This is a genomic window from Nocardia cerradoensis NBRC 101014 (assembly GCF_000308535.1).
In the GTDB taxonomy this organism is placed as follows: domain Bacteria; phylum Actinomycetota; class Actinomycetes; order Mycobacteriales; family Mycobacteriaceae; genus Nocardia; species Nocardia cerradoensis.
On record NZ_BAFW01000240.1, the window covers coordinates 75,513 to 100,106 of the forward strand.

General features: G+C 68.3%; 28 protein-coding genes. 16 read left to right on the top strand and 12 right to left on the bottom strand.

From position 1 onward, the window contains the following. Position 1 precedes the first annotated feature (1 nt). Positions 2–1,243, bottom strand: a complete 1,242-nt coding sequence (locus tag ON23_RS25250; RefSeq protein ID WP_245556103.1) for a L,D-transpeptidase — start codon at positions 1,241–1,243, stop codon at positions 2–4. A gap of 69 nt (positions 1,244–1,312) precedes the next feature. Then, entirely contained in the window at positions 1,313–2,353 is a 1,041-nt protein-coding gene (locus ON23_RS25255) for a UDP-N-acetylmuramate dehydrogenase (RefSeq protein ID WP_051043308.1), read from the bottom strand. A 92-nt stretch (positions 2,354–2,445) separates the two neighbouring features. Here ON23_RS25255 and ON23_RS25260 point away from each other — a divergent pair, with 92 nt between their 5' ends. From ON23_RS25260 to ON23_RS25270, 3 genes are read left to right on the top strand one after another with little or no spacing between them, the layout of a single operon-like run. Next, entirely contained in the window at positions 2,446–2,931 is a 486-nt protein-coding gene (locus tag ON23_RS25260) for a DUF2505 domain-containing protein (RefSeq protein ID WP_039781208.1), read from the top strand. Between the two features lie 37 nt (positions 2,932–2,968). Next, complete coding sequence (locus ON23_RS25265; protein ID WP_039781209.1) at positions 2,969–3,484, top strand: DUF2505 domain-containing protein; 516 nt, start codon at positions 2,969–2,971, stop codon at positions 3,482–3,484. Positions 3,485–3,518: 34 nt separating this feature from the next. Next, on the top strand, positions 3,519–4,304 hold the full coding sequence (locus tag ON23_RS25270) for a hypothetical protein (protein ID WP_039781210.1): 786 nt from the start codon (positions 3,519–3,521) through the stop codon (positions 4,302–4,304). A 42-nt stretch (positions 4,305–4,346) separates the two neighbouring features. Here ON23_RS25270 and ON23_RS25275 read toward each other — a convergent pair whose 3' ends face one another. After that, positions 4,347–4,970 carry a hypothetical protein gene (locus ON23_RS25275; RefSeq protein WP_039781211.1) on the bottom strand — a complete coding sequence of 208 codons (624 nt, stop codon included), beginning with the start codon at positions 4,968–4,970 and terminating at the stop codon, positions 4,347–4,349. Between the two features lie 115 nt (positions 4,971–5,085). Between ON23_RS25275 and ON23_RS25280 the strand changes: the two genes are divergently transcribed. Next, positions 5,086–5,841: an LmeA family phospholipid-binding protein gene (locus ON23_RS25280; RefSeq protein WP_083904222.1), complete on the top strand. Its 756-nt coding sequence runs from the start codon at positions 5,086–5,088 to the stop codon at positions 5,839–5,841. 10 nt (positions 5,842–5,851) lie between these two features. Here ON23_RS25280 and deoC read toward each other — a convergent pair whose 3' ends face one another. Further along, positions 5,852–6,526, bottom strand: coding sequence for a deoxyribose-phosphate aldolase (gene deoC / locus ON23_RS25285; protein WP_039781212.1), 675 nt, complete (start codon positions 6,524–6,526; stop codon positions 5,852–5,854). A 109-nt stretch (positions 6,527–6,635) separates the two neighbouring features. On the opposite strand from deoC, the gene purU reads away from it, so the two are divergent. Further along, complete coding sequence (gene purU, locus ON23_RS25290; RefSeq protein WP_039781213.1) at positions 6,636–7,523, top strand: formyltetrahydrofolate deformylase; 888 nt, start codon at positions 6,636–6,638, stop codon at positions 7,521–7,523. Positions 7,524–7,740: 217 nt separating this feature from the next. Here the strand turns inward: purU and ON23_RS25295 are convergent, their stop codons facing one another. From ON23_RS25295 to ON23_RS25320, 6 genes are all read right to left on the bottom strand, one after another. Beyond that, entirely contained in the window at positions 7,741–8,757 is a 1,017-nt protein-coding gene (locus ON23_RS25295) for an alpha/beta fold hydrolase (RefSeq protein WP_039781214.1), read from the bottom strand. 255 nt (positions 8,758–9,012) lie between these two features. Continuing rightward, complete coding sequence (locus tag ON23_RS25300; protein ID WP_039781215.1) at positions 9,013–10,041, bottom strand: alpha/beta fold hydrolase; 1,029 nt, start codon at positions 10,039–10,041, stop codon at positions 9,013–9,015. An 84-nt stretch (positions 10,042–10,125) separates the two neighbouring features. Beyond that, positions 10,126–10,422 carry a DUF2516 family protein gene (locus ON23_RS25305; protein ID WP_030516156.1) on the bottom strand — a complete coding sequence of 99 codons (297 nt, stop codon included), beginning with the start codon at positions 10,420–10,422 and terminating at the stop codon, positions 10,126–10,128. Between the two features lie 117 nt (positions 10,423–10,539). After that, positions 10,540–11,220: a heparin-binding hemagglutinin gene (locus ON23_RS25310; RefSeq protein ID WP_039781216.1), complete on the bottom strand. Its 681-nt coding sequence runs from the start codon at positions 11,218–11,220 to the stop codon at positions 10,540–10,542. Beyond that, positions 11,217–11,834, bottom strand: coding sequence for a helix-turn-helix domain-containing protein (locus ON23_RS39425; RefSeq protein ID WP_051043290.1), 618 nt, complete (start codon positions 11,832–11,834; stop codon positions 11,217–11,219). Before ON23_RS39425 ends, ON23_RS25310 begins: the two co-directional genes overlap by 4 nt. 117 nt (positions 11,835–11,951) lie before the next feature. Beyond that, positions 11,952–13,208, bottom strand: coding sequence for a DUF445 domain-containing protein (locus ON23_RS25320; RefSeq protein ID WP_086006981.1), 1,257 nt, complete (start codon positions 13,206–13,208; stop codon positions 11,952–11,954). Positions 13,209–13,526: 318 nt separating this feature from the next. On the opposite strand from ON23_RS25320, the gene ON23_RS25325 reads away from it, so the two are divergent. The 3 genes from ON23_RS25325 to ON23_RS25335 all read left to right on the top strand — a co-directional run bounded on the left by ON23_RS25325 (position 13,527) and on the right by ON23_RS25335 (position 17,059). After that, positions 13,527–14,249, top strand: a complete 723-nt coding sequence (locus ON23_RS25325; protein ID WP_039781217.1) for a TetR/AcrR family transcriptional regulator — start codon at positions 13,527–13,529, stop codon at positions 14,247–14,249. Between the two features lie 99 nt (positions 14,250–14,348). Next, complete coding sequence (locus ON23_RS25330; protein ID WP_039781218.1) at positions 14,349–15,791, top strand: ABC1 kinase family protein; 1,443 nt, start codon at positions 14,349–14,351, stop codon at positions 15,789–15,791. A 20-nt stretch (positions 15,792–15,811) separates the two neighbouring features. Beyond that, the gene (locus tag ON23_RS25335; RefSeq protein ID WP_039781219.1) at positions 15,812–17,059 is read left to right on the top strand and encodes a saccharopine dehydrogenase family protein; all 1,248 of its coding nucleotides are present in this window, start codon (positions 15,812–15,814) and stop codon (positions 17,057–17,059) included. Here ON23_RS25335 and ON23_RS25340 read toward each other — a convergent pair. Next, positions 17,007–18,029 carry an AurF N-oxygenase family protein gene (locus tag ON23_RS25340; RefSeq protein ID WP_063821330.1) on the bottom strand — a complete coding sequence of 341 codons (1,023 nt, stop codon included), beginning with the start codon at positions 18,027–18,029 and terminating at the stop codon, positions 17,007–17,009. The genes ON23_RS25335 and ON23_RS25340 overlap by 53 nt on opposite strands. A gap of 160 nt (positions 18,030–18,189) precedes the next feature. Here ON23_RS25340 and ON23_RS25345 point away from each other — a divergent pair, with 160 nt between their 5' ends. The 8 genes from ON23_RS25345 (at position 18,190) to ON23_RS25380 (ending at position 23,436) form a co-directional block, all read left to right on the top strand. Further along, positions 18,190–18,513: a DUF4873 domain-containing protein gene (locus ON23_RS25345; RefSeq protein ID WP_039781221.1), complete on the top strand. Its 324-nt coding sequence runs from the start codon at positions 18,190–18,192 to the stop codon at positions 18,511–18,513. Next, complete coding sequence (locus ON23_RS25350) at positions 18,510–19,145, top strand: class I SAM-dependent methyltransferase (protein WP_039781222.1); 636 nt, start codon at positions 18,510–18,512, stop codon at positions 19,143–19,145. The genes ON23_RS25345 and ON23_RS25350 overlap by 4 nt, the downstream gene beginning before the upstream one ends. Before the next feature lie 139 nt (positions 19,146–19,284). Beyond that, the gene (locus tag ON23_RS25355; protein ID WP_039781224.1) at positions 19,285–19,671 is read left to right on the top strand and encodes a hypothetical protein; all 387 of its coding nucleotides are present in this window, start codon (positions 19,285–19,287) and stop codon (positions 19,669–19,671) included. A 1-nt stretch (position 19,672) separates the two neighbouring features. Then, entirely contained in the window at positions 19,673–20,245 is a 573-nt protein-coding gene (locus tag ON23_RS25360) for a hypothetical protein (RefSeq protein WP_039781226.1), read from the top strand. Continuing rightward, positions 20,245–20,970, top strand: coding sequence for an ESX secretion-associated protein EspG (locus ON23_RS25365; RefSeq protein ID WP_039781228.1), 726 nt, complete (start codon positions 20,245–20,247; stop codon positions 20,968–20,970). The genes ON23_RS25360 and ON23_RS25365 overlap by 1 nt, the downstream gene beginning before the upstream one ends. A 54-nt stretch (positions 20,971–21,024) precedes the next feature. Then, positions 21,025–21,873, top strand: coding sequence for a polyphosphate kinase 2 family protein (locus tag ON23_RS25370; protein WP_039781230.1), 849 nt, complete (start codon positions 21,025–21,027; stop codon positions 21,871–21,873). A gap of 214 nt (positions 21,874–22,087) precedes the next feature. Continuing rightward, entirely contained in the window at positions 22,088–22,873 is a 786-nt protein-coding gene (locus ON23_RS25375; protein WP_223273544.1) for a DsbA family protein, read from the top strand. Then, complete coding sequence (locus tag ON23_RS25380; RefSeq protein WP_051043292.1) at positions 22,870–23,436, top strand: vitamin K epoxide reductase family protein; 567 nt, start codon at positions 22,870–22,872, stop codon at positions 23,434–23,436. Before ON23_RS25375 ends, ON23_RS25380 begins: the two co-directional genes overlap by 4 nt. Here the strand turns inward: ON23_RS25380 and ON23_RS25385 are convergent, their stop codons facing one another. Next, complete coding sequence (locus tag ON23_RS25385) at positions 23,437–24,549, bottom strand: S1C family serine protease (RefSeq protein WP_051043294.1); 1,113 nt, start codon at positions 24,547–24,549, stop codon at positions 23,437–23,439. Positions 24,550–24,594 lie beyond the last annotated feature (45 nt).

A 24,594-nucleotide genomic window follows, 5' to 3' on the forward strand; every position in this document is an offset into this window, starting at 1 on the left:
GCTAGCTCCCGCCGCGAACCGGCCCCGGCGCCACCGGGGTCGCCGACACCACCGGTGCGGGCTCGCCCTGGATCGCCGACATGGTCTTCCAGGTGTCCCAGTCGATGGTCCAGTCGTAGAGGTCGCCGTCGGCGGCGGACAGGGCGATCGATGTGCCGGTCACCTCGACCGGATCGCCGTACATGGCCGTCGGGAAGTACTGCTGGGCGTCGCCGGTGCTCAGGTTGATGCAGCCGTTGGTGACGTTGGTATTGCCTTGTGCGGACGCCGATTCCGGGTTCGCGTGGATGAATTCGCCGTTGTTGGAGATGCGTACCGCCCAGCGTTCGCGAACGTTGGTGTAGAACGGCGGATTCGACATCAGGAAGTCTTCGTACTTCTCGGTCACCACGTGGATACCCGAACGCGTCACATTGCGCGCCTCGTTGCCCTCGCCGTAACTGCACGCGAAGTCGAACAGCGTGGACCCGTCGCGGATCACCTGCACCCGATGGCTGGGGGCGTACCCCTTCACGATCTGGCTGCGGCCGATGGTGAACTGCGAGGACAGATCCGAGTTGCCGTAGGCGCCGCCGCCCAGATCCAGGCCGTACAGCTTGGCCGCGAAGGCCACCGTCGTGCCGGGCGCCCAGTAGTTGCGCGGGCGCCAGTGCGCGCGGGAGCCGCCGTTCTCGTCCGGCAGCCAGGCCCAGCCGCCCTCGGCTGCCGGGGTGGTCGTGACGGTCAGGGCCTTCTCGACCGCTTCCTTGTTCTCGACGTGCTTCTTGAACTGCAGGATGATCGGCGCGGCGATACCGACCTCCTGACCGTCGCCGATATTGATGGTGGCCGGCACGGTCTGCTTGGGGGCGAGGGTGGTGAATTTCGACTCGATCGTCACCGGCTTGTTGTCGGTGCCGACCGCGGTGCCCGACCAGGTGTAGGTGACGCCGTAGCCGAGCGGCTCGGTGACCTTGAAACTGCTCCCGTCGGGCGACAGGGTGCCGGTGACCTGCTTACCGTCCGGATTGGTCAGCGCGACCCGGTCGATGCGGCCGCTGGTGATCGTCACCGAGACGGGCGCGACCGGGTTGACGTCGGCGGCTCCACTACCGGGCTCGAATGTCAGCTTCGCGACCGGGCCGGACTCCTTCGGCGCGGACGAACCGCTGCCGCCACTGCCCGAACATCCGGCCACCAGCGCGGCCACCGCCAGCTGGCCGGCCCCGGCCAGTACGGCCCGGCGGCCGGCAATTCCTCGAATGTTCACTTCCGCGAATTTACCGCGCTCCTCCGACAGCCCGGCCCGATCGCGACGTGGCGCACGCCACCCCTAGAGCTGGAGACCGACGGTCACCGGTTCGGGTTCCAGCCTGATTCCGAAGCGCTGTTCGACGCCCGCCCGCACGATGCGCGCCAGGTCCACCAGGTCCGCGGCGCGGGCAGAACCCCTGTTGGTCAGGGCGAGCGTATGTTTCGTCGACAACCGGACGGGAGCCTCCGGACCTGGGAAACCCTTACCGAAACCCGCTCGTTCGATCAGCCAGCCCGCGGAGAATTTCACCCCGCCCTCGGCGGCATAGGTCGGAATAGTGATATCTCCCACATGCGCCCGGATCGCGTCGAGGACGGCCGGCGCCCGATCGTGCGCCACGACGGGGTTGGTGAAGAACGAACCGGCACTCCAGGTGTCGTGGTCGGCCGCATCGAGCACCATGCCCTTACCGGCCCGCAGCGCGAGCACGGCCTCGCGCACGGCCGCGGCGGGACGGGATTCGCCGTCGGTGGCGTCGAAGGCGCGGGCCAGTTCGCCGTATCGCAGCGGAGCGCTGGCACCGTCCGGATTCACCGCGAACTCCACCGCCAGCACCACCGCGCGATCGGAATGCTTGAGCACGGAGGTGCGATAACCGAAGCCGAGTTCCTCCGGTGCGGCCCAGCGGATTTCGCCGCTGGCGCGATCCAGCAGCCGAATCCGGCGCAGCACCTGGGCCACCTCGACGCCGTAGGCGCCGACGTTCTGCACCGGCGTCGCGCCGGCCGAACCCGGAATTCCGGACAGGCATTCGAGTCCGCCGAATCCGGCCGCGACCGTCGCGGCGACCACACCGTCCCAGTCCGCGCCCGCCTCGGCCGTCACGCTGCCGGATCCGAGTTCGACGGCGTCGGTGGCGATGCGGACGACCACGCCGTCGAACCCGCCGTCGGCGATCAGCAGATTGGAACCACCGGCGATCAGCAACACCGGAACGCCCGCGGCGTCGAGGGTGCGCACCGTCTCGACGAGTGCCTCCGTGGTGCGACATTCCGCGACCGTCGCGGGTCCGCCGACCCGCAGCGTGGTCAGCTGCGCCAGCGGCACCGATTCGCGCACCTGCGCGCCGGTCGCGCTCAGCAACTCACGCACGTTGTCGAATGCCACCACTCGAGATGTCTGCACATCGAAAGACGGTAGCGTGTCACACCATGGCGACACCCCTGGCGTACACAGCTCACTACGCGCACCCCGCCGCGGCGGTGCGTGCTGCGCTCGCCGACGAGCAGTACTGGAAGGACCGCGTCGAGGAGGTCGGCGGGCCCGGTGCGCGGCTGGACTCCTTCTCGGCCGACGGTGATCGGCTCCGCGTGGAGATGGTGCAGACCATCCCCGCCTCCGAACTGCCCCCCGCCATCACCTCGGTGCGCCCGGGCGATCTGATCATCCCGCGTACCGAGAACTACGAGGGCCTGTCCGGCGTTTTCGAAGCCCACGTCGAGGGTGCGCCCGCGAAGGTGCGCGGCACGGTCACCCTGACCGGTTCCGGCACGGCCTCCCAGGCTGTCGTCGACGGCTCGGTCGAGGTGACGATCCCGTTGTTCGGCAAGAAGATCGAGGCCGTGGTGGCCGAGAAACTGCTGGAACTGCTGGCCTCGGAGACCGAGTTCACCAACACCTGGATCACCAACCACTGATCCGGACGCGCGCCGGGGACCAGTACCCTGGTCCCCCATGGCCCGCCGACTGGACTATTCCGCTCGCTACCCGCTGCACACCACCGAAGAGGTGTACGCGGCGCTGTCCAACCGTGCCTACTGGGACGCGCGGATGGAGGAGATGCGCAAACACTCGCCGAACGAGGTGGTCCACCTGCAGGCCGACGGGGACGGCATCGAACTCGAACTCCGCCACATCCTGCCGCGCGACATGCTGCCCGAGATCGCGCAGACCGTGATGCGCAAGGATCTCGTGATCACCCGCAAGGAGAGCTACGGGCCGTTCGGCCCCGAGGTGGAGGGCGAGTTCAGCGCGTCGGTTCCGGCCGGTCCGGGCACGCTGACCGGCACCGTGCGCTTGTTTCCCACCGAGACCGGCTGCACCCTGCGCACCTCACCCGTGGCGAAGGTCTTCATTCCGATGCTGGGCCCCAAACTCGAGCAGATGATGCTGGTCAACCTCGTCGACCTGTTCCGCGCCGAAGCCGAATTCACCCAGCAGTGGCTGGAAGAGCAGCGCCCGACGGCCTGAGTTCGTTGTTCCACCGCACACCCGCGTCACCGCGATGAGACCGCATGCCCGGACCGCGCCGGTGGGCGCCATCACGCGCGGAACCACCGGAATCAACCGGCTGCGCCGCAGCGACCGCTGGCTGATCCACGACCCGCTGGTGGTGCGGCGACTGCGATCGGCCGCGGATCCGCTGGTGGTCGACCTGGGCTACGGGGCGAGTCCGGTGACCACGCTGGAGTTGGCGGCGCGGCTCCGCCGGGTTCGCGGCGATATGCGCGTGGTCGGTCTGGAGATCGATCCCGCACGCGTCGTTCCCGATCGCGACGGCGTGCGCTTCGCCCGGGGCGGATTCGAACTCGCGGGCCTGCGGCCGGTACTGGTGCGGGCGTTCAACGTGCTGCGGCAATACGACGAGAGCGAGGTCGCGGGAGCGTGGGCGACCATTCTCGGCGGATCCGCGCCCGAGGGTCTGCTGCTCGAAGGCACCTGCGACGAACTGGGCCGGCGCTGCGCGTGGATTCTGCTCGACCGCGAGGGCCCGATCTCGCTGACGCTGGCCTGGGATCCGTTCGCCGTCGACAAACCCTCCGATATCGCCGAACGCCTGCCGAAGGCGCTGATCCACCGCAATATCCCCGGCGAACGCGTGCACACGCTGCTGACCGCCGCCGACCGGGCGTGGTCACATGCCGCGCCGATGGCGGTGTACGGTCCGCGCGTGCGCTGGCGGGCGGCGGCGCAACTGTTGCGCGAGCAGGGTTTTCCGGTCCGGAACTATCGCCGCCGGATGCGTGACTGTGTGCTCTCGGTCCCGTGGGAGTGCGTGCGGCCCGGCTGATTTCGTGTCTCCCGCGGCCGCACGACGAGGGTGCTGCTCGCCCTAGGCCGCGGCGAGGGCGCGGCGCACCCGCGCGGCCGCATGCGGCGCCAAACCCGCACTCGCCGAAGCGATTTCGTGTGGAATGCAGCGATGGATGGCGACCGCGTCGGCGACCACCTCGTCCAGCGCGCCCTGACCGATCCCGGTCTCGGCGAGATCGAGGACGGTCCGCACGGGCGTGGTCACCAGGAACGCACCGGCCGATTCCACATCACCGCGGTGCAGATCGCGGCGCAGGACCACCAGCCGGGGCGCCGCGGGCGGGCGGCCCGCACTCGCGGACAGGTGCAGGAAGCGCGGGCGCAGCCGGCCCAGGCCGTGCAGTTCGGCGGCACTGTGGTGGGAGACGGCCGCGGCGCCGTCGAACCAGGCCGCCCACATGGCGTATTCGTCGAGTGGGCCGTCCGGCCAATCGGCCATGCGCAGGATGCCGAGGCCGACGCGGATCACCGAACCGTCGGAGAGGGCGCCGCGGATGCGCTGCTCGCATCCGGCACGCAATACGATGCGCGTGGTGAAGTATCCGGCGTGCCGATCGGCGAGCCGGCGCAGCACCCACCACCCTTGCTCGGAATCCCCCGGTCGGCGCGCAGCCGCGGCATCTCCTGGATCGTGCGCGGACATGGGGACCAGGTTACGCCGGACCGATGTGCCGCATGTCACAATCGGAACTCTCTGCATGACAAGCCTCACAGGCTCCACAGAGCGGGCTCAGAAAGCTCGGGAAGAATCGGTTGCCATGACCACTCCGGACACCGCGGTACCCGCTCCCGCACCGGCGGGTGAACCCCGACGCCGCAACGGGCGGCGCATAGCACTGATCGTCGGACTCGTCGTGCTGCTCGCACTGGTCGGCACCGCGGCGGGCGCCGAAACCTATCTGCGGCACAAGAATCAGCAGTGCATGGCCTCCCAGGTCGAGAAGGAGCTGGGGTCGAAGGTCGATGTGGGATTCGGGCCGAAGCCGTTGCTGCTCACCGCTGTCGACCACAAGGTCCAATACATCACCGTCGACAGCGACGATGCGAAGTTCGGCCCGGCCGTGGACATGAAGGTGCACGCCAAGCTCAACGACATCACCCTGCTCGACGGCGGGCGCGGCGGCGCGAAGGTCGGCAGCAGCTCCGCCGACGCGACCTGGAGCAACGAGGGCATCGCCCAGACCCTGACCGGTCTCGTCTCCGGCGTGGAATCGGACCCGGCCGGCGGCACCCTGGACGTCAAGGTGCTGGGCGGGATCGCCGATCTGAAGGTTCAGCCGCACATCGTGAACGGCAAGATCGAGGTCAGCACGCAGTCGGCGTCACTGCTCGGGCTGGGGCTGCCCACCGATCTGGTCGACAGCATCGTGCAGTCGATGACGCAGAGCCTGCAGAACTACCCGCTGGGTATGCAGCCGACCAGCGTGAAGGTCACCGACAACGGGATCTCGGTGTCGTTGCGCGGCGGGCCGACCACCCTGCAGGGCGGTGGCGACACTCAGATCCGCTGCTGATCGCCGGGCCCTACTCCGGGAAGCCGGCGAGGACGTCCGCCGAGCGGGACAACCCCAGCCGGGTCGCACCGGCGGCGATCAGTTCGGCGGCCGCGGCGGCGGTGCGAATGCCGCCGCTGGCCTTGATGCCGAGCCGCCCGCCCACGGTCTCGTGCATCAATCGCACGGCCCGCACCTCGGCTCCGCCCGCGGGGTGGAATCCGGTGGAGGTCTTCACGAAGTCGGCGCCGGCGCGTTCGGCGGCGCGGCACACCTCGACGATCGCCGCATCGGACAGCGCCGCGGATTCCATGATCACCTTGAGCAGCGCCCGGTCCTCGACCGCCTCGCGCACGGTGACGATATCGGCGAGCACCGCGTTGTAGTCCCCCGCGATCGCCGCGCCGACATCGATCACCATGTCGACCTCGGCCGCGCCCTGCTCCACCGCGAATCGCGCCTCGGCGCCCTTCACCAGGGAGTGGTGTTTCCCCGAGGGGAAGCCCGCGACCGTGGCGACCGCCAGCCCGGGAGCGGTCACCGGCAGCATCGACGGCGACAGGCACACCGCGTAGACGCCCAGTGCGCGAGCCTCGGCGATGGTGTTCGCGACGTCGGCGGCGGTCGCCTCGGGGGCCAGCAGCGTGTGATCGATCATCGCGGCGACCTGGGCGCGGGTGTAGGCGGTGGGGGCGGTGTCGGACATGAGGACCAAGTCTGGCACAGCACGCGAATTCGATTACCCCGGACCGGCTTTGCGGCCCGCCGCCCGGGTGCCGTGATCGAACTGGGCGCGACCTGCGAGGATCGTGCGCATGAGTGGCACCGTGTCAGCCGATGATCGGCGTTTCGTCCTGAGCCTGGGCTGTCCCGACCGACCGGGCATCATCGCCCGCATCACCTCGTTCATCGCCGAATTCGGCGGGTCGATCGTGGAGGCCGGTTATCACTCCGACCCCGACACCGGCTGGTTCTTCACCCGCCAGGCCATCGCGGCCGCGACGGTGCCGTTCGGCATCGACGAGTTGCGCGAGCGGTTCACCGTCGTGGCCGCCGAACTGGGCCCGCAGACCGACTGGCAACTGCTGGATTCCGGGCGCCGCCGTCGCGCCGTCCTGCTGGTCAGCCGCGACGGGCACTGCCTGCACGATCTGCTCGGGCGGGCCGCCAGCGGTGAGTTGCCCGCCACCATCGAAGCGGTGATCGGCAACCATCCGGATCTGGGCGAGATGACCCGCGCACACGGTATTCCGTTCCACCACGTGCCCTTTCCCGCCGATCCGGCCGAACGCGGCCCCGCCTTCGAGCAGGTACGCGAGCTCACCGACGCCCACGATCCGCATGCGGTGGTGCTGGCGCGGTTCATGCAGGTGCTGCCGGCCGACCTGTGTGAGCACTGGGCCGGGCGGGCGCTGAACATCCATCACAGCTTCCTGCCCTCGTTCGTGGGGGCGCGGCCGTACCATCAGGCCTTCGCGCGCGGCGTGAAGCTGATCGGCGCCACCTGTCATTACGTCACCGCCGATCTGGATGCGGGGCCGATCATCGAACAGGACGTCAGCCGCATCGACCATGCCGACACCGTGCGTGACATGGTCCGGCAGGGCCGCGACATCGAACGGGTGGTGCTGGCGCGCGGACTGCGCTGGCATCTGGAGGGGCGAGTACTGGTGCACGGGCGGCGCACCGTCGTGTTCTCCTAGCGGACCTTCTCGTTACGCGGCGGGCCAAGACCGGGCGCCCTTGACCGGCCTTGGCGGACAACACGATTCAGCGTCGTGTTGCCGTCCTCGCCGCGCGGAGCCGGCAGCGCGGCTCCGCTACGACAGGTCTCGTGGCGACTTCCCGATCCGAACGTGGGTCACCAGGATGCACCCGCGTCGCGGGTACGTCCAGCCCCGGCGGGCCGTCGCCGGGCGCTCAGCCCGCCACCGCACGGCGGCCGAAGCGAGTGACCTCGATCAATCGGCGCAGTTCGGCGTTGAACTCCGCGCTCGCTTCGATATTCGCCAGGTGTCCGGTGGCGAGGACCGAATAGCGATCCAGATTTCCCGCCGCGGCGAGCTCGTCGGCGATCTTGCGCGACATGCTCTCCGGCAGCAGATTGTCGTAGGCGCCGGCCATGACGCTGGTGGGGACGCACAGATTCGCTGCGGCGCCGTGGATTTCGAGTTCGATCAGCGCCAGTGCGTATTTCGCCCGCACCAGCGGACGGCACGAGCGCACGATCGAGAGGCCGAAATCCACCTGGTCCGCCGTGGCGTACCGATTCATGATGCGCGCCTTGAAGATTCCGCGCACCGGGGCGCCGGCCGGGAACGGCACGGGCTGGCCGAACAGGGCACGTCCCAGCCAGTTGGGGGCGGGGACGATGTCGTTGAAGATGGGGAGTACTCGCGTTTCGGCGGCGATATCGCCCGCCGTCGTGGTGAGCAGCAGGGCCGCGCTCGCGCGCTGCGCCACCTGCTCCGGGTGGAATTTGGCCCAGGCCTGAATCGTGATGCCGCCCATACTGTGTCCCACCAGCACGGCCTTACGTCCCGCGGGCACCGCCGCGTCCAGGACGGCGCACAGATCGTCGGCGAGTTGTTCGGCGTCGAACCGGCCCGTTCCCAGGGTGCTGGCACCGTGACCGCGCTGGTCGAACGCGATGACGCGGTGGTCGCGGGCGAAGGCGTTGATCTGCGGGTTCCAGTACTCGAGGCAGCAGGACCAGCCGTGCACGAAGACGATCACATCGCCGTCGGCCGGGCCGTACGCGTGGACGCGCAGCCGGGCACCGTCGGTGGTCGTGACCGAGAGGACCTCGGCGTCGGGTGCGCAGTTCAACTCGGCCGTGCGGTAGGTCCGCGAACGCATCTTCGCGCGATATCCGCCGGTCAGCGCGCCGATGCCGGTCCGTAGATCGGCAACGTTCTCGGGCAGGTTCACCAGCATGAGCACTCCTTTGTGTCCTACCGCACGTTACCGCGCTAGCAACGGCGCTTGCTAGTGCAAGCAGCGAAGAATTTCCGGTTTAGCCCTTTTGTCCGGCAAAGCGGCACCTCAGCGCTGCTCGCATCCCCGCACACACCGAATACCCATTCCGCCCAACGGCATTCACGGCCGCCGGCGCAACGTCCCACTACCCGCATCTATCGCCCGGCGCCACGCAAGTGCTACGCAGAATTCGCTACATGATTGCCGAACTCGCTACGCGGTGGCCTCGCGCATGCGCCGCGCGGCATAGGTTTCGGCCAGCACCTCGGCGAGTTCGTCGTTGAACGCCTCGTATGCCTCGACGTTGCCCAAGTGTCCGGTGGGCAGCTCGACCAGCTTGCGGAACGCGCCGACCGAGCGCAGTTCCTCGGTCAGGCGCTCGGAGTGCACCGGCGGCGTCATATCGTCCGCGGAACCGGCGATCACCGTGGTCGGCACCGTCAGGCAGCGGGTACAGCTCTGCAGGGCCAGTTCGGCCAGGAGGAAACCGAAGTGCGAACGCACCATCGCGGGGCACGAGCGCACGATCGCCAGGGCGAAGTCGACCACCTCACCGGTGGAGGCCAGACTCATGATCTGGCGGCGGAAGATCCACTTCACCGGCCCGATCGGCGGGAACACCACCGGCAGGCCGAGCCCGAGGCGACCGACCGGGAACGGCAGCGCGAGCGGACCGCGGTTGAACCGCGGGACCACGGTGGTCTCGGCGATCAGATCGCCGGAGGCGGTATTGGCCAGCACCACCGCATCGGCCCGCGCGGCGACCTGGCGCGGATATCGGCCGGCCCAGGCCTGAATGGTCATCCCGCCGAGACTGTGCCCCACCAGGACCGCACGCTGACCGGGACGCAGGGTGGCGTCCAGCACGGCCGCGAGATCGTCGGCCAGCAGGTCGGTGGTCAGCGGCGCGGTGCCGGATTCGCTCTCGCCGTGACCGCGCTGGTCGTAGGCGATCACGCGGTAGTCGCCGGCGAAGGCGTTGATCTGGGGATTCCAGTATTCGATGCAGCAGGTCCAGCCGTGCGCCAGCACGATCGCCTCGCCGTCGGCGGGACCGTAGCTGTGCACGCGCAGCCGGGCACCGTCGGAGGCGGTCACCGTGGTCACCTCACACGGCACCGCGGGCGAATTCAGTGCGGGCAGGTCGTAGGACCGGGTGCGCAGGGCGGCGCGATGGGCGGACAGCAGCCCACGGAGACGCTCCGCGATCCCCGCCACCGTGCTGGGCAACGTTGCCTGCATGAGAACACTCCTTTGTGTGTTACTGATCGATACAGTAACCCGAAGGAGTGGGTGCTTGCTAGTGCAAGCGCGGGGACGGCGGGTTCACCAGCGTGGACCGCGCTGAATTTCGTCGACCTTCGGCCGCACATCGGCCAGATAGATGCCCGTGGCGATCACCGCGGCGATCCCCAGCAGGCCGACCGGCGTGCGGGCGAGCAGCAGGAAGCCGAGGGCGACCGCGAGGATGGAGACCCAGATCGGCTTGGTGAGCTTGTCCACGGCCGTGAACGCGTCGGCACGCTGCCGAATCGCGTGCACCAGCGCGAAGATGGTCGCGGCCATCGCGGCGAGCCAGAGCAGCCACAGGATTGCACTAGTCAGCTGGTACACAGCACCCATGATAGAAGCAACGCCCGCATGCGGCAGTGCGCATGCGGGCGTTGCGGGATCCGGTACGACCCGGATCCGTGTGACGGTTCCGGATTACCCCTCGGCCGGTCTTCTCCTGCGGCCGAATTACTTCTTGGCCGGAGTGGTCTTCTTCGCGGCGGTGGTCGTGGCGGGCTTGGCCGGTGCCTTCTTGGCGGGAGCCTTCTTCGCCGGGGCCTTCTTCGCCGGGGCGGGCTCCTCCGCGGCGGCCTCGGTGGTCACCGCGACGACCTCGGCGTCGACGACCGCGGCGGCCTCCTCGGCCTCCTCGGCCGCTTTGCCCAGAAACCCGCGGGCCTGATCGGACACCTTGGTCAGCACGTCCTCGGCGCGAGTGACGACATCGGTGTAGATGCCCTCGACCTTGTCGAACCGCTCGTCGAAGCCGGGGTTGGAACGCAGCCGGTCGACGGTCTCCTCACCGCGCACGGCCAGATCCGAGTACAGATCCACCAGCTGGCGGTAGTACTGGTCGACCAGCTTGCGCAGCTCCTCCGGGGTGAACTTCTCGCGCAGTTCGGCGAGGTCGTCCGGCAGCTCGGAGGGCAGTCCGGTCAGGCGACCGCGCAGCGTCTCGATCTGGTCCTGCACATCGGCGGGCAGATTCGACAGGCGCTCGCGAGCCTCCTCGACGCGGGCGTTCACATCGACGGTGGCGGCGCGGTCGCGGACACGGTCGACGATGTCGTTGACCGCTGCGTAGAGCGCGTCACCGGCTCCGACGGTCGCGTAGATCGGCTTGGTGACAGTGACGTTGGGCTGGGTCATGGTTGTTCGTTCTCCTGGCGTGGCGAGATTTCGGTAGTACTGCCATCGGTGGCATGGTGCGGAACCTCGTTGTCCCTTGGGCTTTCGGGTGCACCGCCCCTCGGGCTCTCGGGCACACCGCCCCTGCTCCCCCCTGGAACGCCCCCCTCGGATTCCCCCTGAACGGATTCCGAGACGTTCCCTCCGTTGTCGTTCCCACCGTTTTCGCGGCGGAACGACTCATAGATGTCCAGGAGCACCTGCTTCTGCCGCTCCGTGATGTCGGTATCGGCCAGCAGTGCGTCCCGCACCGGGCTGTGCTCCCTCTGTTCGAGGTAGCCGGCCCGGACGTACAAGACCTCCGAAGACACGCGCAGACCCTTGGCGATCTGCGTGAGTACCTCGGCGGACGGGTTGCGCAATCCGCGCTCGATCTGACTCAGGTACGGATTGCTCACCCCCGCCAGCTGTGCGAGCTGACGCAACGAGACCTGAGCGGCCTCCCGCTGCGCCCGGATGAAGCCTCCGATGTCGTGCGCCGCGTTGGCTACGCGACCCACCCGGTCTCCGGGAACCGCAGACGTCTCTGCGGTTTCCCCCGTGTTCCGATCAGAAACCTCTGGTTCCTGTGCCATCACACTGCTCACCTTCCGGCGGTTGTACGGTCGATTCTAAATGAGGGTGCTAACTCTTGCAAGCACCCCTGTTAGCACTATTTCGGCAAACTTCCGGCGCGGTTGCCGGAAGGGTTGTCAGAAGCCTGGGAACAGTAAATGCGATACGGCGTAAATCGCCAGGCCGGCAAGTGATCCGACCACCGTGCCGTTGATCCGGATGAATTGCAGATCGCGCCCCGCCTGCAATTCGATCTTGCGACTCGCCTCATCGGCATCCCACCGGGCAACCGTGTCGCTGATCAGGGCCGCGATCTCGGAACCGTAGTTGGCGACGAGATATCTCACACCGCGTTCCACCCAAGCGTCCACTTGTTTTGTCAGCTCGGGCTCGTCGACCAGACGCTGACCCAACTGCTGCACATTCTCCGAGATCTTGCGGCGCAAGGTGCTGCCCGGATCGTCGGCCGATTCCAGGATCATCCGTTTGGCCGCGCGCCAGGTCGCGCGCGCCATTCCGGTAATTTCCTCGCGGCCCATGATCTCGGTCTTCACCCGCTCGGCCTTGGCGATCATCGCCTCGTCGTACTGCAGATCGCGGGCGAAATCCTCGAGAAATCGGTTCGCCGCCAATCGCACCTCGTGATCGGGTTGCGAGCGAATCTTCCAGGTGAATTCCACCAATTCCCGGTAGATCTTCTCCGACAACAGGATATTGGCGAATTTCGGTGCCCAGGACGGGGCATCGCGCATGACGATCCGGTCCAGAGTCTCCTGACTCGCCAGGGCCCACTGGTGGGCGCGCTCGGCCAGCAGATCCAGCAGCGGCTCCTGCCGGTTCTCGGCCAGCAGCTCGGCGAGCACCCGCCCGATCGGCGGCCCCCACTGCGGTTCGGCGATGCGCTTGACGATGGTCTGGTCGATCACCTGCTCGACATCGGAGTCGCGCAGCGCGCCGATCACCGCCCGCAGAATGGTCGACGACTCCTCCGACACCCGCGCGGCGTGCCCGGGATCGGCCATCCACGTCCCCAGGCGCAACGAGATCTGCGCCGAGTTCACCTTCGTCGCCACGGTGTCGGGCGAGAGGAAATTGGTGCGCACGAAATCGCCCAGGCTGGTGCCGAGTTGATCTTTCTTCTTGCGGATGATCGCCGTATGCGGAATGGGCAGGCCGAGCGGATGCCGGAACAGCGCGGTGACCGCGAACCAGTCCGCCAGCGCGCCGACCATGCCGGCCTCCGAGGCCGCGCGCACATAGCCGACCCAGCTGCCGCCGATATCGCGCGAACCGAGCCAGCAACAGACCAGATAGACGACCGTGGCCGCCGCCAGGAATCCGGTCGCGACCATCTTCATCTTGCGCAGATCGCGTTTCTTCCCGGATTCGTCCATCAGATCGGCGAACGACGACGGTGGTTCCGGCGCGCCCCGGCTCGCGGGCCGTGTGGCATTTCCCACTCCCGCCCGGGTCTCGGGGTGCGCGTTCGCTTCCGCCAGGACGGGGGCGCTGCCGGCAGATTGCTCCATATCCCCATTCTGGCTGGAATATCGGCGCCGCCGACGTGCGCCCGCTCACCCGGAGCCCGTCCGCGCCTCGGGTGAACGGCCCCGGGCCGAGAGCCGGCCCACTCGGCGAACCGGGAACATCACCTCCGCGGAGGACTTAAGCTGGTGGTGCCCATATCCCCGGATCCAGGAGTCCCCTCGAGCATGACCACACATCGTGCCGCGAGCGCTGCCGTCGACACCCCTGCGGTGCGCCCCGGCCGGGTGGACGGTCGCAAGCGACGCTGGCATCAGCACAAGATCGACCGCCGGGAAGAACTCGTCGACGGCACCCTCGCCGCTATCCGCAACCGCGGCGGCGATGTCGGGATGGACGAGATCGCCGCGGAGATCGGCGTATCCAAAACCGTCCTGTACCGCTACTTCTCGGACAAGTCCGATCTGACCCGCGCCACCATGGAGCGGTTCATCGAGACCACACTCATGCCGCGGATCTACGAGGCGATCAGCGACGACGCCGACGAATATCAGCTCGTCCGCAACACTCTCGCCGCCTATGTGCACACCGTCGAGGCGGATATCGACGTGTACCGCTTCATCATGGGCAACGGCTCCACCACCGACAAGTCCAGCCTCGCCGACTTCGAGAAGCTGTTCGCCGACGTGGTGTCGGTCGTGGTGCAGACCAAGGCCTTCGATCGCGGCGTCGACACCGAGGGTGTGCAGCTGTATTCCTATGTCATCGTCGGCGGTGTGCAGCTGGCCACCGACTGGTGGATCAGCAATCGCTCGATGTCGGCCGATCGCATGCTCGACCACCTGGCGATGATGGTGTGGAGCGCCATCGAGGGCATGGTCCGCGCGGGTGGTTCGCCGGAGAAGTTCAACGCCGTGCCGCACGAACTTCCCGAGGCCGACCTGGGCTGATTCGCCCGCGAAGGAATCCGTGCTCGCCGTCTCTGGGCCGACGGCTCACGCTTGGTTACGCTGAAGACCGGCCAGGCGGGGCATCAACGGAGGTCATCAATGGCGAAAGAGCTGCCGACGTCGCGGCTGGCGCGGGGGACGAAGCTGGGTGTGGCCGTCGCCGGCAACGTCTTACGTGCGCAGAAGACCCGCCGTTCCATGCGCGGACGTTCCGAAGCGGTGCGCGAGCGGATGGCCGAGGAGTCGATGATCCGCGCCACCGAGCAGATGGTCATGGTGCTGGGCACCATGAAGGGCGTGGCAATGAAGCTCGGCCAGATGCTCTCGGTGCTGGATCTGGATCTGGTTCCGCCGGAACATCGCGAACGATTCCAGCGCCGGCTCGCCGTACTGCGCGACAGCGCGCCGAAGGTTTCCTTCGACACCATGCGCGGCGTCATCGAGAAGGATTTCGGCCGCACCCTCGAGGAGTTGTTCGCCGAATTCGACGCCGAACCGATCGCGGCGGCCTCGATCGGCCAGGTCTATCGGGCGCGGCTGCACGACGGTCGCGCGGTCGCGGTGAAGGTGCAGTATCCGGGCATCGACACCGCCGTGCGCGCCGACCTGAAGAACCTGGCGATGTTCCGCCGCGTCCTGCAGTCGGCGATGCCGTGGGTGACGCCGGCGGTCCTCGACGAACTGCGCCTGAACCTCGAGAGCGAACTGGACTACGTGGCCGAGGCGCATACCCAGCGCGAGGTCGCCGCCCTGTTCGCCGACCATCCGTTCATCGTGGTACCGGCGACCATGCCCGAACTGTCGAGTACGCACGTGCTGGTCAGCGAATATTTTCCCGGTCGCGGTTTCGAGGAGATCCGGCGGTTGCCGGAGGCCGAACGCGACCGGGTCGGCGAGATCATCTACCGCTTCTACGTGGGCTCGCTGTTCACCTTCCACGAGTTCTGCGGTGACCCGCATCCGGGCAATCTGCTGCTCGGCGAGGACGGCCGGGTCGCCTTCCTCGATTTCGGGCTGTTCAACCGGATGGACCCCGAACACGTCCGCTTCGAGGCCACCTGTATTCGCGCGGCGGCCGAGGAACGCGCGGAAGATCTGCGCCAGTTGATGATCGACCACGGCATCATCGATTCGCCGGAGGAGATCAGCCCCGAGGACTGCCTGGAGTACGTGCTCGCGGCATGTGAGTGGGCGCTGATCGACCAGGATCTGACCATCACCCCCGAATTGGCCAGCGGCGCCTTCGTGCTGGCGGTCGATCCGCGCGCGAGTGAATACGCCGGGATGAAACAGCAGAATCTGCCGCCGGAACATCTGTTCTCGCGGCGTGCGGATTTCCTGACGTTCGGGGTACTCGGCCAGCTGGAGGCGACCGCGAACTGGCATCGCATCGCCCGCGAATGGCTCTACGGCGACGAGCCGGTGACCGAGCTCGGTAAGCAGCATCACGCCTGGCTGGCCCGGCGCGGCCTGCCGCGCAAACCGGCGAAGCGCTCGGCCCCACGCAAGGCCGCCGGCGGAAAACGTACCAGCACAAAGTAATCGGCCACCACGAGAATGGGATGGGCATGACCGACAGGGAATTCGACCTCGTACTGTTCGGCGCGACGGGGTTCGTCGGCCGGCTGACCGCGCAGTATCTGGCCGAGGCCGCGCCCGAGAACGCGCGCATCGCCCTCGCGGGCCGCTCACCGGAGAAGCTCACCGCGGTGCGCGACGAACTCGGCGGCGCCGCGGCGATCTGGCCGCTGCTGGTCGCCGATTCCTCCGATCAGGCGGCGCTGGACGCGCTGGCCGCGCGGACCAAGGTCGTGGTCACCACCGTGGGCCCGTACCTGCGCTACGGACTGCCGCTGGCCCAGGCCTGCGCGAACGCCGGCACCCATTACGCGGATCTGACCGGCGAGCCGCTGTTCATCCGCGAATGTATCGATCGGTTCGGTGAGCGGGCCGCCGAAACCGGCGCGAAGATCGTGAATTCCTGTGGCTACGACTCGATTCCGTCGGATCTGAGCGTGTATCGGCTCTTCCGGCGCTCCGTCGAGGACAACACCGGTGAACTCACCGACACCACGCTGGTGGCCTGGCTCAAGGGCGGCGCCAGCGGCGGCACCATCGATTCCGGGCGGGCGATGATGGAGGCCATCGCCACCGATCCGGCCAAGGGTTCGGTGCTCTCGCACCCGTATTCACTGAGCCCGGACAAGTCGATGGAACCCGATGTGGGCCGGCAGTCCGACCAGGCTCTCTCGCGCGCCTCGGCCATCGATCCCAGCCTCGACGGCTGGGTCGCCACCTTCGTGATGGCCGCGCACAACACCAAGGTGGTGCGACGCAGCAACGGCCTGCTGGGCTGGGTGTACGGCAAGAACTTCCGGTACCGCGAGGTGATGAGCGCCGGGAGCTCACCGGCGGCGCCGCTGGTCGCCGCCGGAATGGCCGGCGGCATCGTCGCCGGCCTGACCGCCGGTGCGCTGCTCTCCCGTGTGTCGGCGGGGCGCCGGCTCCTGGACCGGATCCTGCCGAAGCCGGGGACCGGCCCCGGCGAGGAGGCCCGCCGCAGCGGCTGGTTCACCATGAAGACCTTCGCCGACACCACCTCGGGCGCGCGGTACGTCTGCACCTTCTCCGGGCAGGGCGATCCGGGCTATCAGGCCACCTCGGTGATGCTAGGCGAGGCCGGACTGTGCCTGGCCTTCGACGAACTACCGGAGCTGGCGGGCATCCTCACCCCCGCCTCCGCGATGGGCGATCCGCTCACCGATCGCCTGCGGCGGGCCGGGCTGACCATCGAGGTCGAGCGGGCCTGAACGACGGATTCGCTTGCGGCGCAGGCCCGTTCACAGACCGCCTGCACAGGTCGTCGGGCAGTGAACGGGTCAGCCGCCACAGCGTGTGCACCGCCGCGCCGTCGAGCATCCCGACCTCGTCGAAATAGCGCAGCATCGGCTCGGACAGGAAGCTCATCGTCCGCCGGTACTGCGGTCCGGTGAAGGCCGCGGCGAATCCACGCCGGGGGTCGATGCCCACCGCGCGATAGACCTGCGGATTGACGAGCATCGGATACAGCACCAGCGCGAAGTAGGCCAGCAGCAGTTGATGCGGCAGCCGCTGCCACCGCGAACGCCGGGCCATCCCGCGGGCCAGCGCATCGCGGGCGAAGCCGATGTGCCGCGCCTCCTCCAGTACGTGAATGCGCATCAACTGCCGCACATGCGGCTGAATCTCGCTGTCGGCCATGGCTTCTCGCTGGCCACGATCGAGAATCTCCTCGATCAGCAGCGTGCCGGCGTAGACGACCGGGCCGATCGGGAAGTGTTCGGCGACGCGCAACTGCATCCGGTTCAGCGCGACCGGCCGATACGGCGGTATTCCGGTCTTGTCGATGAGCCGCGCGAACATGATCGAGTGGCGCGCCTCCTCACTCAGTTCGGTGAGCGCGTACATCGCGTGCTGCGAGGTCGGATTGCGCGCGACGATGCGCAGCAGATATTTGCTGAGCAGCCCCTCGGCGACGATCCCGAACGACAGCAGGCTCACCAGTTCGTGTTTGCCGAGTTCGATGCGCTGTTCGGGCGTGAGCCGATCCCACAGCGGGGTGCCGTAGAGGGAGATCCGATGTTCGGGCAGCCAGGCCTTGTCCGGCTGCCACGGCTGCTCCCAGTCGATATCGATATCGGCGTCGTAGAAGTGTTCCGCCGACGAGCGGAGCAGCCGCTGGGCCACGCGCTCGCGCCCGTCGGAAGCGTCCCCCGCGAAATTCTCGGTGTGCTGTGCCATCGGCTTCACCGTCCTGCCGCTGGACCGCGGCCCGCGCGTTGTGCTCACCCCGGCGCATTTGCCGACCGATGTGAGCGGTGGCACACTCGATATTACCTATTACTCATTGTCACGGCTATAGCGCGGACAGGACGCTCTCGCGCAGCTCAGGAAGGCGATCATGCGGCAACCCGAAGCGGATTACCAGGGGCCGGCCGTCGTCGTGCTCGGCGATCGGGAATTCGCCGTCCGGGTGCGGCTGCGCGGCCACCGCCAGCCGATCGACGGCATCTACCGCTGGTACGGACGCCTCGATCCGGATGCCGCGCTGGATGCGGCGGCCGGCAACCGGAAACAGCGCGTCGAGGTGCGAACCACCGCAAGCACCGCGGCGGCGATCCTGGGTGATCGCGACTTCTGGGGGCGACTGCGGCTGCTCGGGCACGGCGCACCGCCGTATCGAATCTCGACAGTGGACGACCTCGACGCGAGGATGACCCGGTGAATCTCGCACGCCGCACCATGAACAACCCGGTCTTCGCCCTGCTCTACGAGCGGGCGTGGCGGCCGACCAGTTTCCTGCTGGCCACCGGGCGGACCATGCACGCCGATCGCCGTGACGCGGTGCGCACCCTGGGCCTCGGCGCGGGCGACCGGGTGCTCGACATCGCCTGCGGGCCGGGCAATTTCACCCACTACCTCAGCGAACACATCGGTGACGGCTATGCGGTGGGCATCGATTTCTCGGTGCCGATGCTGCGGCAGGCCGTCGCCGACAACTCCGGACCGCGAGCCGGCTACGTCCGCGGCGACGCACGCCGGCTTCCGTTCCCCGACAACAGCTTCGACGCGGTCTGCTGTTTCGGCGCGCTGTATCTGATTCCGGATCCGCTGACCGCCGCCGCCGAGATGATCCGGGTGCTCGCGCCCGGCGGCCGCATCGCGATCAGCACCAGTCACCGCCCGCAGGGCTGGGTGGGGCAGGTGTCGAGCGCGGTGGGCGGCGCGGGCGGGCTGCGCGTATTCGACCTCGACACCTTCCCGAAGCTGTTCGCCGAATACGGATTGGTGGATATCGAACAGGAAGTGCACGGCCTGCTGCAGTACGTGAGCGCCCGGGCGGCCGAGGCGGCGTGAAACCGGCAGCGCCACAGTAATTTACACATTTTCGTCCCGTATCGATGTGCGGATTCACAATGCGCCGCCGCGCGCCGGGCACCGGCCGCTCCGGTAAGCTCGCCGAGGGAAACTCTCGGGGCGGAAGGGGATCATCACGGTGCCGATTCCGGAGACCGGTCAACAACTGGCGCGCGAATTGTACGCCGCGGCAACAGGTTCCGGAGCCGAGGTGTTCGAGATCGCCGAGGACACCGCCCGCAATCTCGCGGCGGCCTGCGACCGGCTCGTCGAGGATCTCCACGCCGCCCGCAGCGGCGGTGCGGTCCCCGCCGCGGTGCGCGGCTTCGGCGAACTCGCGTCCGGCCGGGCCCTGGCACGCGGATTCTCCCGCAAGAGCGGCGAATACCTCGACACCGTCCTCTCGTTCCAGCAGACGGCGCTGCTGTTCAAGGCCGCCTACCTGGCCGCGGGGAAACATTTCGACGAGGCCGAGGCAGCCAACCGCGCGGCGCTGGCACTGATCCGGCCCGAACCGGGAGCCTGACGTGGCCGACGCGTCCTACTTCGATCCGCCCTTCGTCGCGGACCGGGAGGTCTACGGCTCCTACAGCCACCGGCAACTCTGGGAACTGGTGCACGAGGCACTGGACCCGGCCGCGCTGGGCGAGGCGGCGGCGGCCTGGCAACGGCAGGCGGACGCCGTCGCCGCGGCGTTCCGGACCTTCGCCGACACCACCCACGCCGAATTCGAGCGCTGGTCCGGGCATGCGCGCGCGGCGGCCGAACCCGCGACGGCGGCATTCGTCGAACGGGGCGCCGCCGCCGCCGAGGTCTGCACCCGGCTGGGGCAGCTGCTGGAGGCCGATGCCGAAGCGGCGCAATCCATTCGAGACGCGCTACCGGCACCGTCGAATTATGTCCCGCTGCCCGACCCGGTGGCCGAGGTGGTGCATGGCGGCGCCCGCCGGATGACCCACGACATCGCCGCCGCCGCGGCCCTGGCCGACACCCGCGACATCATGACCTTCCGCTACAACACCACCCTGGCCGCCTCCGGCGATCGGGTGCCGCGCTTCGTTCCCGCACCCCGTCCGGATTCGGGTGGGGGTCACCCGTAGTGAAGTGGGTGCTGACGCCGGACGAGTTCGCCCACGTCTGGGCCACCGAAACCGATCTCGACCGCCGCCCGTATCCGGTGAACATGATCCCGGAATCCACCGTGCGCACCGAAATCGAATATGCCGCACTGGGTTTGCGCACCCGCTACGCGCGCAACACCGATCCGGATCTCACCGCCGCGCTGCTGCTGTGCACCCGGCCGGACGCCACCACGATCACCGTCTCCGGGCGGCGCTCCACACCGCCGGACGAGCCGGAACTGATCCTCGCCTTCGCCGCCGTCGTCCACCGGCACGCGGGATTGCTGATCGCGCGGCCCGACGCCGTCACGGTCGCCGTCTGCCATGCGCGCGGCCTCGGGGAACGGCTGGTGGCCGCGATCGGCTCGGCGCCGGCGGGCAGATGCGGGCCGATGCGCGAACCGCAGCAGGCGGTACTCGACACCGGAACCGACGCCCGGCCCGGCGGCGATATCGGCACGCCGCAGGATCCCGGCGCCGCCCGCTTCCGCCGCACCCTGCGCGCGCCGGTCGACGCGCGCGGATTCATCACCGTCACCGTCGCACCGGACAATCCGATGTCGCCGCCGACGCGGCATCGCACCTGGCTCGACATCACCGGTGACGGCCGCTATCTGCTCACCACGGCCGCCGAGCTGGTGCTGACCCCGGTCGACGACGCCGAATTCGCGGCACAGTTGACGAGACTGGCCGGAATCGGCTGACTCACGACCCGATCACCGCCCGGCTGTCGGGGCCGCCGACCATACTCGACGGTTATGGCGAAATCTTCGTGGACCGAACCTGCCACCACCGCGTTGCGAGCAGCCGGGGTCCGGCTCGATTCCTACGATCCCTCCGGTACCCCCGGATTCACCGGCGACAAGAAACTCGGCGAGCAATTGCTGCCCGAACGCGGCGAGGTGCTGTCGGATCTGCAGGAGATGCTGTTCGCGAACGGCCGCTCCGGCGACCATCGCAACCTGCTGCTCATCCTGCAGGGTATGGATACCGCCGGGAAGGGTGGCGTGGTGCGCCACGTGATCGGCATGGTCGACCCGCAGGGCGTGCGGCATGCCGCCTTCGGCGTTCCCACCGACGAGGAACGCCGTCACCACTATCTGTGGCGAATCCGCCACCGGCTGCCGGCCGGTGGGCAGATCGGCGTCTTCGACCGATCGCATTACGAGGACGTCCTCGTGGTGCGGGTGCAGAACCTGGTGTCGCGCGAGGTGTGGGAGCCGCGCTACGACGAGATCAACGACTTCGAACGGGAGCTCACCGCGGCCGGCACGACGATCGTCAAGGTCGCGATGTTCGTCTCGCTGGACGAACAGAAACGCCGGCTCGGCGAGCGGCTGGAACGCTCGGACAAATACTGGAAGTACGACCCGAGCGATATCGACGACCGCGCCCTCTGGCCCGAATATCAGCGGGCATATCAGGACGTGCTGGACCGCACCGATACCGAGCACGCGCCGTGGTACGTCGTTCCGGCCGACCGGAAATGGTTCGCCCGGCTGGCGATCACCGAATTACTCATCGACGCCCTCAGCGGCCTGAAGCTGACCTGGCCCGCGCCGCATTTCGACATCGAGACCGAGAAGGCCCGGCTTGCGGAGAGCTGATCCGCACGCCGGACACCGTCACGGCCGCGAAGTTTTCGTCCGGAATCTCGGGGATCTCTCAGGTTGAGCGGCAATCATGTGGTGCCGAGTGTGCCCGGTGCGACGGCCCGCTGATCATGCGGCCCCGCGACGGCGCGGCGGACGGCCCGTACGATCGCAGGCGGCGCCCGGCCGCACGATGTCGCACACATACACGTAACACAGGAAAGGCGTGGTGAACTCCGAGGTGAGCAAGAATCCGCGTGGGAAGAACTCGCTGACGGCGGTGCGAGGCGGAGATCGCACGCGCACGATCCTGATTCAGGTGGGCGTCGCCGCCGTGCTGATCGCGCTCATCGCGGCCATCGGCATCAGCATCGCCGTCAAACAGTCCAACAAGAACGACACCGGGCCGGTGCCCTCGGTCGCCGCGCAGCCGGCCGCACCGGACGCGGTCACCGGATCGATCACCGACAAGGGCGAGATCAAGATCGGCAAGCCCGGCGCCAAGGTCGACATCCGCGTCGTCGCCGACCTGCAGTGCCCGGCCTGCAAGATGTTCGAGAGCGCCAACGCCAAGGCCATCGAGGACGCGGTGAACGCCGGTACGGCCAGCGTGCGCTACAACATCATCGCCTTCCTGGACCAGTCCTCGGGCGGCACCCGCTACTCCTCGCGCGCGGCCAACGCCGCCTACTGCGTGGCCGGCTCCGATCCGACCAAATTCCTGCCGTGGCTGAGCACCATGTACGAGCAGCAGCCCCCGGAGGGCGGCACCGGCCTGCCCGACGAGAAGCTGGTGCAGATCGCCCAGGCCGCCGGATACACCGATCCGGCCGTGGCCGAATGCATCACGTCGGACAAGTACGACAAGTACGTGCAGAAGACCACCAAGGACGTGCTCAACAGCGGCATCAAGTCCACGCCGACGGTGTACGTCGACGGTAAGCAGATCACCAGCTCGCAGCAGCTGATGCAGCCCGACGGTCTGCGCCCGGTGATCGAGGCCGCGGCCAAGTGATCACCGCCCGGCCCCGCCCCGCGTGGCTGCTCCTGCTCGGCACCCTGCTGGGCTGGCTGGCCGCGGTGACGCTGACGATCGAAGATTTCAAACTGCTGAAGGATCCGTCCTATCGGCCGTCGTGCAGTATCAATCCGATCCTGTCCTGCGGTTCGGTGATGGCGACCCATCAGGCGTCGGTGTTCGGATTCCCGAATCCGATCATCGGCGTGACGGGATTCTCGGTGGCGGTCACCATCGCGGTGCTCGCGGTGGCCGGTGTCGCCCTGCCGCGCTGGTTCTGGGGCGGACTGTGGATCGGCCTGATCGCCGGGATGGGCTTCGTCTTCTGGCTGATCTTCCAGAGCCTCTACCGCATCGGCGCGCTGTGCCCGTACTGCATGGTGGTGTGGACGTTCACGCCGATCTGCCTGGCGGTGGTCACCGATCAACTGTGGGGCGGGGCCCGCGGGATCATGGGGATCATCGCGCAGTGGCGGTGGACGATCGTGGTGGTCTACTACGCGATCGTGCTGCTGCTGGTCTTCCTGCGCTTCCAGGACTACTGGCTCTCGCTGTTCTGATCAGTTGGGCGGGCCGGCGGCCAGCGTCACCGCGAGCGCGCGGTGGGTGCCGTCCGGCTCGACCAGATCCAGCCGGATCACCTCGTCCGGCCGGCGCACATTGAGTGCGGCCTTGAGGGTCTGCGCCGACGTGACCGGTGTGTCGTCGACCGCGACGATCACCTCGCCGGAATTCAGCCCGGCCGCGAAGGCCGGCAGCCCGTAGATCGCCACGTCCACCCGGGCGCCGGTGGGTTTGGCATCGGAGGTCAGCACACCGAGAGTCGCGGTCGGGCCGACGTGGACGGTATCGGTCGGAATGCCGGTGCGGATCTGGCGCACCACGCTCAACGCCCGATCGATCGGCACCGCGTATCCGCTGGCCTGCCCCTGCTGCCGGGACAGTTCTCCCGAGGCGGCCGTCACCACGCCGATCACCGCCCCGGACCGGTCGACCAGTGCGCCACCGGACTGTCCGGAGACCACCGGCGCGGCCACCTCGATCATGCCGATCAACGCCTTGCGCGACAGATCGGCGGCATCACGCGCGACGATGGAGGCATCCAGTGCGGTGACCGTGCCCGGTGTCGCGGTCGGCGAACCGGTTCCGCCCGCATTGCCGATCGCCAGCGCCTGATCGCCGACCCGGACCCCGGCGGAGCTGCCGATGCGGGCCACCGACAGCGCCGCCGCGCCGGTCAGCGACAGCAGCGCGATATCGGCATCGGAGTCGTAGCCGAGCACCGTCGCCGGATAGTGCCCGCCGTTGCCGAGATCGCCGACGGTGATGGTCTCCGCCCCCTTCACCACATGGTGGCTGGTCAGGATCTCCCCGTCGGGACTGAGCACGATGCCCGAACCGGCCGCGCCCATACCGCTGGGCCGGATCGACACGTTGATGTTCACCAGTTCGGGTTCGACGGCCGAGGCCACCGCCGCGGGATCCATCGGCGGGACCGGCGGTCCGAACAGCGCCGAGGTGGAGTGGCCGGCGGGTACCGCCCAGCGCGGCAGATCGCCGCGGTAGCCCAGGAACGCCGCGCCGACGAGGGCCATGACGAGCACGAAGACGACCGTCGACAGCCACCCGCCGCGAGCCGGACGCGATTGCCGGCCCGAATGCTGCTCGTCCATCGCCGCTCCCGATTCTGCATGCCCGGGGTGGGCTGGCGGAGTTTG